The sequence below is a fragment of the Streptomyces sp. NPDC005962 genome (assembly GCF_040629205.1).
GTDB lineage: Bacteria > Actinomycetota > Actinomycetes > Streptomycetales > Streptomycetaceae > Streptomyces.
The window spans coordinates 118059-130542 of the sequence record NZ_JBEXVE010000018.1 but is presented as its reverse complement, the minus strand read 5'-3'; the positions used below and the strand labels follow the sequence as shown (position 1 = coordinate 130542).

At 73.0% G+C, this 12484-nt stretch carries 10 protein-coding genes; 3 read left to right on the top strand and 7 right to left on the bottom strand.

Annotated features, from left to right (window positions below; genetic code table 11):
* Positions 1-121: 121 nt before the first annotated feature.
* Positions 122-934 carry a class I SAM-dependent methyltransferase gene (locus tag ABZ370_RS27280; RefSeq protein ID WP_358625756.1) on the top strand — a complete coding sequence of 271 codons (813 nt, stop codon included), beginning with the start codon at positions 122-124 and terminating at the stop codon, positions 932-934.
* A 26-nt stretch (positions 935-960) separates the two neighbouring features.
* Positions 961-1314: a VOC family protein gene (locus tag ABZ370_RS27275; RefSeq protein ID WP_358625754.1), complete on the top strand. Its 354-nt coding sequence runs from the start codon at positions 961-963 to the stop codon at positions 1312-1314.
* A gap of 80 nt (positions 1315-1394) precedes the next feature.
* Here the strand turns inward: ABZ370_RS27275 and ABZ370_RS27270 are convergent, their stop codons facing one another.
* Positions 1395-1937: a GNAT family protein gene (locus ABZ370_RS27270; protein ID WP_358625752.1), complete on the bottom strand. Its 543-nt coding sequence runs from the start codon at positions 1935-1937 to the stop codon at positions 1395-1397.
* A 252-nt stretch (positions 1938-2189) separates the two neighbouring features.
* Here ABZ370_RS27270 and ABZ370_RS27265 point away from each other — a divergent pair, with 252 nt between their 5' ends.
* Positions 2190-3554, top strand: a complete 1365-nt coding sequence (locus ABZ370_RS27265) for an MFS transporter (protein ID WP_358625750.1) — start codon at positions 2190-2192, stop codon at positions 3552-3554.
* Positions 3555-3579: 25 nt separating this feature from the next.
* Here the strand turns inward: ABZ370_RS27265 and ABZ370_RS27260 are convergent, their stop codons facing one another.
* The 6 genes from ABZ370_RS27260 to ABZ370_RS27235 all read right to left on the bottom strand — a co-directional run bounded on the left by ABZ370_RS27260 (position 3580) and on the right by ABZ370_RS27235 (position 12291).
* Positions 3580-4305 (bottom strand): 4'-phosphopantetheinyl transferase superfamily protein, encoded by a 726-nt coding sequence (locus ABZ370_RS27260; protein ID WP_358625748.1) that lies wholly within the window; start codon positions 4303-4305, stop codon positions 3580-3582.
* Between the two features lie 117 nt (positions 4306-4422).
* A complete protein-coding gene (locus ABZ370_RS27255; protein ID WP_358625881.1) occupies positions 4423-6753 on the bottom strand; it encodes a prolyl oligopeptidase family serine peptidase in 2331 nt (776 codons plus the stop codon).
* Between the two features lie 7 nt (positions 6754-6760).
* Positions 6761-8116, bottom strand: a complete 1356-nt coding sequence (locus ABZ370_RS27250) for a M20/M25/M40 family metallo-hydrolase (protein WP_358625746.1) — start codon at positions 8114-8116, stop codon at positions 6761-6763.
* On the bottom strand, positions 8109-8942 hold the full coding sequence (locus tag ABZ370_RS27245; protein WP_358625744.1) for a M55 family metallopeptidase: 834 nt from the start codon (positions 8940-8942) through the stop codon (positions 8109-8111). The genes ABZ370_RS27250 and ABZ370_RS27245 overlap by 8 nt, the downstream gene beginning before the upstream one ends.
* 11 nt (positions 8943-8953) lie before the next feature.
* The gene (locus ABZ370_RS27240) at positions 8954-9733 is read right to left on the bottom strand and encodes a class I SAM-dependent methyltransferase (RefSeq protein WP_358625742.1); all 780 of its coding nucleotides are present in this window, start codon (positions 9731-9733) and stop codon (positions 8954-8956) included.
* Positions 9730-12291 carry a SpoIIE family protein phosphatase gene (locus ABZ370_RS27235; RefSeq protein ID WP_358625740.1) on the bottom strand — a complete coding sequence of 854 codons (2562 nt, stop codon included), beginning with the start codon at positions 12289-12291 and terminating at the stop codon, positions 9730-9732. The genes ABZ370_RS27240 and ABZ370_RS27235 overlap by 4 nt, the downstream gene beginning before the upstream one ends.
* Positions 12292-12484: the final 193 nt, after the last annotated feature.

Here is a 12484-nt window from a genome sequence, read left to right as displayed (position 1 = left end):
CGCCAACCGGGCGGCGGGGAACGGGAGATGCCGGTTCCCGCCGCCCTTTCCGCACCCACCAGCTGCCCACATAGCGAGACAACTCTTCTCGTGATGCGAGACAGCGGCGTAGGGTTCCGTCATGTCGAACGACGCCGTTTACACCCACGGGCACCACGAGTCGGTGCTGCGCTCCCACACCTGGCGCACGGCCGCCAACTCGGCGGCCTATCTGACCGGGCACCTCGAACCCCCCATGCGCATCCTGGACATCGGCTGCGGCCCCGGCACCATCACCGCCGACCTGGCCGAACTCGTACCCCAAGGCGAGGTCGTCGGCGTCGACACGGAGCCCGCCATCCTGGAGCGGGCGCGGTCTACCGCCGATGAGCGCGGGCTGGCCAACACCCGCTTCGCGGTCGCCGACGTCCACGACTTGGACTTCCCCGACGACTCCTTCTGCGTCGTCCACGCCCACCAAGTGCTCCAGCACGTCGGCGACCCGGTGCGGGCGCTGCGCGAGATGCGGCGGGTGTGCAAGCCGGGCGGCATCGTCGCGGCCCGCGACAGCGACTACGCCGCCATGACCTGGCATCCGCACATTCCCGGGCTGGACGCCTGGCTGGACCTCTACCGCCGGGTCGCCCGCGCCAACGGCGGCGAGCCGGACGCGGGGCGCAGGCTGCGGTCCTGGGCCCTGGAGGCGGGCCTCCCCGCCTCCGCCATCACCTCGACTGCCAGTGCCTGGTGCTACGCCACCCCCGAGGAGCGGGCGTGGTGGAGCGGGCTGTGGGCGGACCGCACGGTGGCCTCGTCGTACGCCCGGCGCGCGATGGAGGGCGGCCACGCCACGGAGGCCGAGCTGCGGGACGTAGCGAGCGCCTGGCGGGAGTGGGGCAGCCGGGACGACGGCTGGTTCGCCGTCCTCCACGGAGAGGTCCTGTGCCGCGTCTGACATGCGGTTCAACTAGGCTCGCCCGCATGGACATCATGGGGACTTCACTGCGGGTCTGCGTCGAGGATCTGGACTCCGCGATCAGCGTCTACGAACGACTCACCGGCGCCGAGGCGTCCCGCTCCCAGCGCGGCGGCGTCTCGGTCGCGGCGGTCGGCTGCTTCTTCCTGATGAGCGGTCCGGAGTCGGAGATGGAGATCCTCCGCAAGATCGCGGCGACGATCGCGGTGAAGGACGTGGACGAGGCGATCGCCGATCTGACGGCGGTCGGCGCGCAGATCGTCGCGGGCCCGATCCCCGCCCCCACCGGCCGCATGCTGGTGGCCCGCCACCCGGACGGGTCGATCTTCGAGTACGTGGACCGCAACCCGGGCGCGTGAGCTCCCCTTGCGGCACTCCCTTGTGAGGCGCCCCCGGTCGGGTCAGGCCGGGGGCGCCTTGTGCTCGGTGGCCGCGGACGTCACTCGGGGGCCAGCATGTCGCAGGTGATGGCCCAGCGGTCGTGGTCGCGCCACGCACCCTCGATATGGAGGAAGTCGGGCGAGAAGCCCTCCAGCCGGAAGCCGTGCCGCTTCACGAGCGCGGTCGACGCCTCGTTGCCGGGCTGGATGTTGACCTCGATCCGGTGCAGCCCGAGCGGCCCGAAGGCCTGCCGAAGCACCAGCCCGAGCCCCTCGGACATATAGCCGCGCCCGGCGGCGGGCGGGAAGGCGCCGTAGCCGATCGCGCCGCACTGGAACGCGCCGCGCACGATGTTGTTGACGTTGACGAATCCGGCGAGCGCACCGGTCTCCCGTACGCAGACCAGGTAACCGCTCCGGTCCTCCCGCTCCAGCTGACCGATGAAGCCCTCGTAGGCCTCTTCGGTGGTGGGCAGCGTCAGCCAGGGGCTGTGGAAGGAGGCACTCTGCCGGGCGAGCCGGACGAATTCGGCGCCGTCCGTACGCCGATGGAGCCGGATGGCCGCGCGGGCCCCCTCGGCGAGATACGCATGATCAGGCATGGGTCGATGATGGTACGGAGGCCGCGCCTCCGCCACCGCTTTCGATGGCACCGGACCGATCTGGTCATATCCATGAACGTCATTCATGAAGCACCCTCTTGACTTTTCGGGTCCGACGAAGACCTGAAGGCCAGGTCAGCGCTGCGGAATAAGTGCTTCACAAGCCATTGACCGAGTGCATACAGGACCGTATGGTCCTGCGCACCACTCAATGACTGTTCACAGGGATGAACATATCGCCAGGAGAGCACCATGGCACAGCAGGGACCCCCCGGCCAGGACGCGGCGCCCGCCCCGGAACTGGTCGACCGGGCGGTGAGCAAGTTCTTGCGGCGCGTCATGCCGATGCTGGTGTTGATGCTGATCGTCAATCAGATGGACCGCACCAACGTCGGTTTCGTCCAGGACGACCTCAGTGCCGACATCGGAGTCGGCGCCGCCGCCTATGGACTGGGCGCCGGGCTGTTCTTCATCAGCTACGCCATCTTCGAAGTGCCGAGCAACATGCTCATGGAGCGCTTCGGCGCCCGCGTCTGGCTGACCCGCATCATGATCAGCTGGGGTGCGGTGACGGTCGCCATGTGCTTCATGCACGGCGCCACCTCGTTCTACGCGCTGCGATTCCTGCTCGGCATCGCGGAGGCGGGGTTCTTCCCGGGCGTCATGTACTACTTCACCACCTGGCTGCCCGACTCCTACCGGGGCAGGGCCAGCGCCATCTTCCTCGGCGGCTCCGCGACCGCCTACATCGTCACCGGCCCGATCAGCGGCGCGCTCCTCGAAATGCACGGCCTCGGCGGCTTCGCCGGGTGGCGCTGGATGTTCGCGATGGAAGGCGCCATCTCGATCGTGGTGGGCCTCGTCGCCGCGTTCTTCCTGGTCTCCCGGATCACCGACGCCCGCTGGCTCACCGCCGAGGAGCGGACGGCCCTGAGCACGGCGGTCGCCCGCGACCGGGACAGCCGCAGCCGCGAGCCCAAGGTGTCCCGGCTGCGCCTGGTACTCCAACCGCAGGTCGCGCTGCTCACCCTCGTCTTCTTCGCCATGGCGCTGACCGGCTACGCCATCACCTTCTGGCTGCCGAGCCTGGTCGACGACATCGGCGGGCTGTCGCCCTTCCAGGTCGGGCTGCTCTCGGCGGTCCCGTGGATCTGCGCCGTGATCACCATGTACACCATGAGCCGCTACACCGACCGCATGCCCGACCGGCGCCCGTACCTGGCCATCGTGCTGGTGCTGTCGGCCGTCGGCACCTTCCTCGCCACGCTCGGCTCCCCGTGGTTCGGCCTCGCGGCCATCACCCTGGCCGCCGTCGGCAGCAAGTGCGGCGCCAACCTCTTCTGGCCGCTGGCCCAGTCCAGCCTCGACGTCAAGGTCACGGCCTCCGGGCTCGCCGTGATCAACTCCCTCGGCAACCTGGGCGGCTTCGTCGCCCCGACGCTCTTCGGCTACCTGGAGGAGACCACGGGCGGCACCAACGGCGGGCTCTACGCGCTCTCCGCCGCCTCCCTGGTCGCCGTCATCGGCGTCTACCTGCTGCGCCGCCCGGCGGCCGGGACCGGCACCAGTGCCGACACCGAGGCGCCCGCCCCGGTGCCCGCACCCTCCGCCCCCTGATCTCCTGGCGTGACCCCCGGCCGGGCTACCCGTTCCGGCCGGGGTCGCGCAGGGCCATGGCGGCCGCGTAACCGGACTCCACCGGTACGTCGATCAGCGCCCACGGACCCACCGGCACCGGCTCCCGGCCGGTGCCGACGTAGTCCTTCGCCGGGTCCTGGGACAGCCCGGTGCCGATGCCCTTGAGATACGCCTCCTTGCGCGTCCAGCAGCGGCCGAAGGCGGCGGGCCGCTCCGGCTCGGGCAGCGCGTCCAGCTCGGCGCGCTCCCTGGGGTGCAGGCTCTGGGCCACCTGCGCCACCACGGAGGCGGGCTGGAGCTTCTCCACATCGGCCCCGACCGGAGTCCCGGCGAAGGCGAACAGCACCAGGTCACCGGCGTGCGACATGTTGAAGTGGAGCGGGGTGCCGACCACCGCCGGGCGGCCGTGCGGACCGCCGCAGCCGGGGCAGTCCTCCCGGGTGAACGGCACGGCGGCCGGGTCGACGCCCAGATAGCCGCCGAGCAGCTGCCGCAGCCCCATATGGGCCGCCGTGTACCGCTCCCGGTCCTCGGCGCGCAGGAACCTCCCGGCCCGCTCCCGCTCCTCGGCGTCGAGGATCTTGCCGGGGGCGGCGGTGTCCAGAGTGGCGGTGAATCCCGAGACGCTGAGCAGCCAGGTCTCGGGCTCGCCGCCCTGCGGCCACCCACCGGTCAGGGCGGTGGGCTGCGGCTCACGGCCGACGAGGCGCGGGGCCCGTGCGGGTGTCAACTGGCTCCTCCAGTAGGCATGATGGCGAAACAGTTCGCATATCGGGTTAACGTGCCGCTCACGCTACCGCTGCCCTCCGACAACCGGCAGCGCGCCCCGGCCCGGACAACTCAGCGCTCATGTGCGCAGCTCCAGGGCGGGCAGCCCGGCCACCGGCAGGCCGAAGGCCCGTGCGTACAGGGCGAGCTCGGCCTCCAGGGCGCGGACCATGGTGCCGGCGCGGCGGAAGCCGTGCCCCTCGCCCTCGAAGGCGAGATACGCGTGCGGCACCCCGCGCCCCGCCATCGCCGCGAGGAACCGCTCGCACTGCGCGGGCGGGCAGATCGTGTCGTCCAGCCCCTGGAGCAGCAGGAACGGCGCGGTGATCCGGTCGGCCCGGTGCAGCGGCGACCGCTCCCGGTAGCGGTCCGGGACCTCGGTGACCGGGCCGATCAGCGACTCGGTGTACCGCGATTCGAAGTCGTGGGTCTCGCCGGTGGCCCAGGCGGCGGGGTCGAGGATCGGGTAGATGACCGTGCCGCACGCGTACAGCCGGGTGGCGGTGAGCGACACGGCCGCCGTCCAGCCGCCCGCGCTGCCCCCGCGGATCGCCAGCCGGGCCCGGTCGGCGACGCCCTCGTCGGCGAGCGCCCCGGCGACTTCGGCGCAGTCCTCTACGTCGGCCACGCCCCACCGCTCGCGCAGCCGGTCGCGGTAGGCGCGGCCGTAGCCGGTGGACCCGCCGTAGTTGACCTCGGCGACGCCGATGCCGCGCGAGGTGAAGTAGGCGATCTCCAGATCGAGGACGAGCGGCGCCCGGCCGGTGGGCCCGCCGTGCGCCCACACCACATAGGGCGGCAGCTCGCCGGGCGGGCCTGTGTGGCCGGGGTTGTGGGGCGGGTAGAGCTGGGCGTGGATCTCGCGGCCGTCCGCCCCGGTGAAGGTGCGGACCTGGGGCTCCGGGTAGTACGCGGGGTCGACGGGGTCGGTGTGGGCGTTGCCGATGACGCGGGCGTGGCCGGTACGGGTGTCCAGCTCCACGACCTCATGCCCGCCGCACGGGCTCGCGGCGACGCCGACGACCCGCTCGCCGTCCACCGCGAGTGTCGGCTCCCACTCGGTCCACGGCCCGGCGACATCGGCCAGCTCCCCGGTCGCGGGGTCCAGAATCCCGAGCCGCTGCGCCCCCCGCCCGTGCAAGACGGCGATCAGCCCACCGTCCAACGCCGCGAACCACCGGTGCCCCAGCTTCCACAAGGGCCCCCCGAACTCCTCCTCCCGGGGACACAGTTCCCGAAGCCCGGCGTCCGCCCCGGGCGCGGTATCTGCCCCGGAACCGGCGTCTGCCCCGATCCGGACATCTGCCCCCGGTTCGGCGGCCGACCCGGGCACGGCACCTCCCCTGCCCCCGGCGGCTGGCCCAGCCCCAGCGGCAGCTCCGGGTCCGGCGGCGGCCACGGACCCAGCGGCCCGCCCGAGAGGGACACTTGTCCCAAGCCCGGCGTCCGCCCCAGGCGCGGCGGCCTCGTCCGTGGCCGGGGGCCGACCCGGTCCCGCGAGTGGGCCGGAACCGGCAGCTGGACCGGCGGCGGCCGGGCCCGGCCCGGTGGGCGGGGCGAATCTCGCCGCCGCGGGGACTCGCGGCGGCAGACGGTGGAGGTTCCACCAGCCGGTGCGGTCGGTGGTGGCGAGGAGCGCGCCGTCGGGGGCCCAGTCGATCTGGGCGATGGACTCCTCCGGTCCGCCCAGCACCGTGCGGGCGTCCCGGAAGGGGCCGTGGGGCAGCGCCTCGGCGACCATCACCACCGTGCCGTCCCAGGGCATCCGCGGGTGGTCCCAGGCGAGCCACGCGACCCGGCGGCCGTCGGGCGAGAGCCGGGGCGCGGTGACGAAGTCGTGGCGGGCGTCGGTCAGTTCGCGCACCACCGCGCGGTCCTCGGCGGCCGAGCCGTCCAGCGGTACGGCGGCGATCACCCGCCGTACGTCGGTCGGCCGCTCGCCCGTGAACTCCTCCAGGACGCACCACACTTCGCCGCGGTCCACCTGAAGCCGCAGGTCCGCCCAGCGCAGCCCCTCGCCCACCGGGGACAGGGGGGTCAGGGGGCGCGGCGGGGCGCTCGCGGGGGCGTCCGGCTCGTAGGCGTACAGCCGCTGGTCGGCGAAGTGAACGAACACCACCAGCGGGCCGCCGGTCGGGCGCGGGGCGGCGGCCCAGGGGGTGCCGCCGTAGCCCATGACCGTGCTGCGCACGTTCCACGGCGGAGGCAGCACCGGCTCCTCGGCGGCGCCCGCGACCCGCTGCCGGATCAGCGCGCGGCGGCCGCCCTCGGCGGGCCGGGGCGCGGTCCACCACACCTCGGACCCGACCGTGCCCACGTACTCGGGGTGGCCGTCGCGGGAGGCCGCGAGGGCGGCGTCGACCGGGGAGGGCCAGGTCCCGTACGGGGCCGTGACCGTGACCTGCTGCACCACGCGCTCACGCCCTCTGCAGGAAGTCGTCGAGCACCCGGACACCGAAGTGGAGGGCGTCGACCGGCACCCGCTCGTCCACGCCGTGGTAGAGCGCCTGGTAGTCGAAGCCCTCGGGCAGCCGCAGCGGCGAGAAGCCGTAGCCGCGGATGCCGAGCCGGGAGAACTGCTTGGCGTCGGTGCCGCCCGACATGCAGTACGGCACGGCGTGGCCGCCCGGGTCGAAGCGCTGGACGGCGGCGCGCATCGCCTCGTACGTGGGCGCCTCGGGCCCGACCGGGGCCTGGAGCGGGACCTCGCGGTGGTGGAACTCCCAGTCGACGTGCGGGCCGGTGAGCCGGTCGAGGGTCTCCTGGAACTCCACCTCGCCGCCGGGCAGCATCCGCCCGTCGACATAGGCGGTGGCGCTGCCGGGGATCACGTTGATCTTGTAACCGGCCTCCAGGACCGTCGGGTTGGCGCTGTTGCGCACGGTCGGCTCGATGAGGGCGGCGGCCGGGCCGAGCTTGGCGAGCAGTTCGTCGACGTCGAAGCCCGGCGCGTCGACGTCGGCCGGGATGTCCTGGAGCGCGGCGATCTCGGTGAGCGCCGCCTTGACGGTGGGCGTCAGCCGGACCGGCCAGCGGTGGTCGCCGATGCGGGCGATGGCGGCGGCCAGACGGCTGACCGCGTTGGCCCGGTTGACCTTCGAGCCGTGACCGGCCCGGCCACGCGCGGTGAGCTTGAGCCAGGCCGTGCCGCGCTCCCCCGCCGCGATGGGGTAGAGCCGCAGCCCGAGCCCGGCGTGGAAGGTGAAGGCGCCGGACTCGCTGATGCCCTCGGTGCAGCCCTCGAACAGCTCCGGGTGCCGGTCGGCGAGATAGCCGGAGCCCCAGGCGGCGCTGTCCTCCTCGTCGGCGGTGAAGGCCAGCACGATGTCCCGCCGGGGCCGCACCCCGGCCCGCGCCCAGGCCCGGACGACCGCGAGAACCATCGCGTTCATGTTCTTCATGTCGATGGCGCCCCGGCCCCACACCACCCCGTCGCGCACCTCCCCGGAGAAGGGGTGCACGGTCCAGTCGGCGGGCTCGGCGGGCACCACGTCCAGATGGCCATGGACGAGCAGCGCGGGCGCGGCGGGTTCGGTGCCCTCGATCCGGGCGACCACATTGGTACGCCCCGGGGACCGCTCCAGCAGCGTGGGGTCGATGTCCACGTCGCTGAGCATCTCCGCCACGTACTCGGCGGCGGGGCGCTCCGAACACTCCCCTCCGCCACGGTTGGTGGTGTCGATCGCGATCAGCTCGGAGGTGAACCGCACCACCTCCTCCAGCGCCTGGGCGTCGATCGCCTCGGGACGGATCGGGTGGGACGTGTCAGCCATATTGCTCCTCCACCGCGGCCGATACGACGGTCGTGACCGCCTTGAAGCAGCGAATCCCCTCGTACATGGTCGGTGAGGTGTAGGCGACGCGCCGCTCTCCGCTGCGCTCCACGCCCGGTACGACGCTCGCCGCCCCCACCAGATGCGCGGCGTCGAACTCCAGCTCGATCGTGAACGGCCCGCGGTGCGGGGGGTCGTGGCGCACCGCCAGCACGGCGGCCTCCCGCGCCGCCTCCCGGATGTCGGCGGCGGTACGGGCGGGGGCGCGGCACACCGCCGCGTACCGCGAGACATAGTCCTTGACGGCTACGCACCGGGCATCCGGCGCATAGCCCTTGGCGTCCACGCAGGTCTTGTCGTCCCCGGTGACGAGCACCACCGGTACGCCGTACTCGGCGACCACGAGGGCGTTGAGCAGGCCCTCGCTCGCCCGGGCGCCGTTCGCCCAGACGCCGGTCACGGAGTTGGGGAGATAGGTGTGCGCGAGGACGCCCTCGGTGCCCGCGCCGGTGTGGTAGCCGATGAACGCCACCCCGTCCACATCGCCGTGCTGCACCCCCTCGACCATGCTCAGCGTCTTGTGCCGCCCGGTGATCAGCTGCGCCCGCTGGTCCAGCTCCTCCAGCAGCAGATTGCGCATGGACCAGTGGGCCTCGTTGATGAGCACCTCGTCCGCACCGCCGTCGAAGAATCCCAGCACCGCCGCGTTCACATCCGAGGTGAACGGGTGCCGGAAGCGCTCCCACTGCGGGGTGCCGGGCAGGACGTCGCCCGGCCAAGTCACCCCGGTAGCGCCCTCCATGTCGGCGCTGATCAGGATCTTCATGGTTCGTTACGTTACGCGCTGTGCGGGGGCCGAACCACCCCTGTGGATAACCGTCCCCCGCCCTCCGGAGCCCGTCCGACCACGAACCACCGGGCCGGGAGCTCCACCCGCGAACCGTCGGCCCATTGCTCCGTCTGGGCCAGTGCCGTGGGGCCCTCGGCCAGAATCCGCAGTCCCGCCGCCGCCAGCAGCTCCCGGACCTCGATGTCCCCCGCGTCGGCGGGCCTGAGGTCGTGGTCGAAGACGCGGCGGAGCTTGAGGGGCGGGCCGCCGGGGCTCTCGGCCAGGCGGGCCAGGGTCGTCTTGGACTCCTCGGTCAGCTCCGCGACGAAGCCCCGGCCACGGCGGCCGACCAGGGTGGCCACCGCCTCGGCGACCGGCCGGCGGTCGGGGGCATCGCTCTGGTGGATGACGGCGCGCATGTAGACATTGACGTCGCCCAGGCGCTCGTGCAGCTCCTGTACGGCCGCCGGGTCGGTGAGGCTCAGCTGCCGGAACTCGGCGACGGCCCCGGCCGTATCGGCGCGGCGCGCGTGCTCGACCGCCGCGTGGGACAGGTCGACGCCCAGGGCGCGGCCGAAGCGGGTGGCCAGATAGCGGGTCTGGGTGCCGTTTCCGCAGCCCAGGTCGACGATGGGTAGGGAGGCGTCGGTGTGCGGGGCCAGGCGGTCGGCGTCCCGGGCGGCGCTCAGCGACGGGTCGGCGTCCCAGATGGCCTCCCCCGGCGCGTCCGAGGTGGCCCGCCAGTAGCTCTCCCATGCTTCCCGGTAACGCTCCGACACACCGCTCATCGCCGCTCCCCGTGTCCGTTCCCCGGTCCGTTCCCGCGTCCGTTCCTGTGTCCGTTCCTCCGTCCGTTCTCAGGTCCGTCGCCGTGTCCGTTCCCAGGTCCGTCTGCCCGGGGCAGGGCCTGCTCGAACCAGACGGTCTTGCCCCGCCGCGTCCGGCTCGTTCCCCACTCCCTGGCCAGCTCGCTGATGACCCGCAACCCGCGCCCGTACTCGTCCTCGGGACCGGCGCTCAGCAGGGCGGGCAGTTCGTGGTCGTCGTCCGAGACCTCGCACAGCAGCGCCTCGGCGCGGACCAGACGCAGCACCACATGGTGGGTGTGGGCATGCCGCACCGCATTGGTCACGGCCTCGCTGACCAGCAGCTCCGCGGTGTCCACGGCGTGCGGCAGGCCCCAGCGCAGCAGCCGCTCCCGGACCAGGCGGCGGGCCCGGCCGACCTCGCCCGGGTCGAGGGCCAGCCGCCACCGGGCGACGTCGTCGGAGGGGATGCCGTTCAGCCGGGCCATCAGCAGCGCCACGTCGTCCTTGCGGCCGCCACGTTGGTTGAGCGCGCGGATGACGGTGTCGCACGCGTCGTCCATCGACGCCGCCGGATGGGCGGCGGACTCGCACAGCGCCGCGAGACCGGCGCCGATGTCCTGGCCGCGCACCTCGACCAGACCGTCCGTGCACAGGATGAGGCGGTCGCCGGGCGCGACCCGCACCGTGGCCGTCTCGAAGGGCACCCCGCCCACGCCGATCGGCGCCCCGGTCGGCAGGTCCAGCAGCGTGCTACGGCCGTCCTGGGCGCGGACCAGCACGGGCGGGATGTGGCCCGCGTTGGCGATCAGCAGCTCGGAGCGGATCGGGTCGTAGACCGCGTACAGACAGGTGGCGAGATAGTGCTCGCCGAGCCGCTGCGCCAAGTCGTCGAGGTTGCGCAGCAGCTGCGCGGGCGGCAGGTCGAGGGCGGCCATGGTCTGGACGGCGGTGCGCAGCTGGCCCATCATCGCGGCCGAGTTCAGCCCGTGCCCCATGACGTCGCCGACGACGAGCGCGGTACGCGAACCGGACAGCTTGATGGCGTCGAACCAGTCGCCGCCGACCCGGCCGAGCCGGGTGCCGGGCAGATAGCGGGTGGCGGTGTCACAGCCCGCCATGCGCGGCGCCACCTGGGGCAGCATGCTGTCCTGGAGGGTCTCGGCCACGTTCTCCTGGTACGTGTACATCCGGGCGTTGTCGAGCACGAGCCCGGCGCGGGCGGCGAGTTCGGCCCCGGTCGTCCGGTCCATGTCGTCGAACACCTCGCGGCCCTCGCGGCGCAGCAGCACCATGAAGCCGAGCACCACGTTGCGCGCCTTGAGCGGCACGATGAGGATCGACCGGCCGTTGATCAGCGGGCGCAGGTCGCGCTTCTCGAACTGTCCGGCGATCCGGTCGCCCAACTCGTCGCCGATGTACGGGATGAGGACGGGCTCGCCGGTGACCATGCACTGGAAGAACGGGGTGTGCTCGGGGAACGCGATGCTCTCCCCGACCGGCACCGTGTCGTCCCAGCGCCCCGGTTCGTCGTTGTGCTCGACCCAGACCCGGTGCCAGACGGTGGTGACGTCGGGCGGGCCGTCAGGGAAGCCCTCGCCCGCGAGGACCTGGGCGCGCAGATGCGTCCCCGCGAAGTCCGCGAAGCGGGGGACGGCGGCGCTGGTCACCTCACGGATGGTGCGGGCCAGGTCGAGGGAGCTGCCGATGCGGCCGCTGACCTCGTTCAGGAACTCCAGGCGCTCGCGGACGGCGGCGTATTCGAGGTCTTCGGGGTCTTGGAGGTCTTGGAGGTCTTCACGCGCTTCGAGGGCATCGGGGGCGGGCGGCGGACCGGCCGGGGCGGCGGGACCGGCCGCGCGGCGCAGGGCCGCCCGCCGCGCCTGGCGCTCGCGGTAGCGGGGCATGCCCCAGTCCGGGGTGACCGGGACCCGCTGGTGGTGGCTGATCTCCAGGACGGGGTAGCCGAGTTCGAGGACCTGGGCGACGATCCGGCCGCCGGTGGCCGGGCCCATGTTCGGCAGGATGTCCGGCAGCCGGATGGCCAGCAGCTCGGCGCCGGGGAACTCGGTGTGCAGCGCGAACCCCGGCGCGAAGCGCTCGTCCGGGGCGCCCCCGGTGAGCCCTGTGGCGTCCGCCGCCAGTACGAGCAGCCGCTCGGGGCCCGGTCCGACGAGGGGATACGCCCACCACAGGACGTCGACCTGGGCGGTGTCCTGGACGCCGGCCTGGGCGGCGTTACGGGCGGTGTCGGCCGGGACGCTCATCCGGGCGCGGCCCGCGGTGGGGTAGTGGCGCGGGCCGCCGAGGGCGTCGTCCGGCGCCCAGGTCCGTATCCGGTCGGCCGCGTCCGGCAGGTCCGCGCCGCGCAGGGCGCCCGAGACCGGCATCAGATCGACGGCGGGTGCGCCGATGGCCTGCTCGCGGGTGCGTCCGAAGAGCTTGCGGGCGCCGGAACTCCAGTGCGTGACCAGCCCCTGGGCATCGACGACGACCACCGCGAGGGGAATCCGGCCGGACACCTCCGTGCCTTGCTCCATGGGCGGAAGACTCCTTCGCACGCAAGATCTGCGACACCGCCTTCAACGGTACGGCGGGGGCGGCTCACGGCGTGGGCCAATACCCGAATAGGTGTCATCTTGTGCGAGGTCGCGGGCACGCGTGCGACCTTCGACCGGTATGTCTCCGCCCCGGACCCCGGCGGAAGGCGGGGTCCGGGGCGGGGCGTCCGGT

Excerpts from the sequence above, each read along its gene's own strand:
- ABZ370_RS27280 (WP_358625756.1), top strand. The coding sequence starts at position 122 with ATGTCGAACGACGCCGTTTACACCCACGGGCACCACGAGTCGGTGCTG.
- ABZ370_RS27275 (WP_358625754.1), top strand. The coding sequence starts at position 961 with ATGGACATCATGGGGACTTCACTGCGGGTCTGCGTCGAGGATCTGGAC.
- ABZ370_RS27270 (WP_358625752.1), bottom strand. The coding sequence starts at position 1,937 with ATGCCTGATCATGCGTATCTCGCCGAGGGGGCCCGCGCGGCCATCCGG.
- ABZ370_RS27265 (WP_358625750.1), top strand. The coding sequence starts at position 2,190 with ATGGCACAGCAGGGACCCCCCGGCCAGGACGCGGCGCCCGCCCCGGAA.
- ABZ370_RS27250 (WP_358625746.1), bottom strand. The coding sequence starts at position 8,116 with ATGGCTGACACGTCCCACCCGATCCGTCCCGAGGCGATCGACGCCCAG.
- ABZ370_RS27245 (WP_358625744.1), bottom strand. The coding sequence starts at position 8,942 with ATGAAGATCCTGATCAGCGCCGACATGGAGGGCGCTACCGGGGTGACT.
- ABZ370_RS27240 (WP_358625742.1), bottom strand. The coding sequence starts at position 9,733 with ATGAGCGGTGTGTCGGAGCGTTACCGGGAAGCATGGGAGAGCTACTGG.
- ABZ370_RS27235 (WP_358625740.1), bottom strand. The coding sequence starts at position 12,291 with ATGGAGCAAGGCACGGAGGTGTCCGGCCGGATTCCCCTCGCGGTGGTC.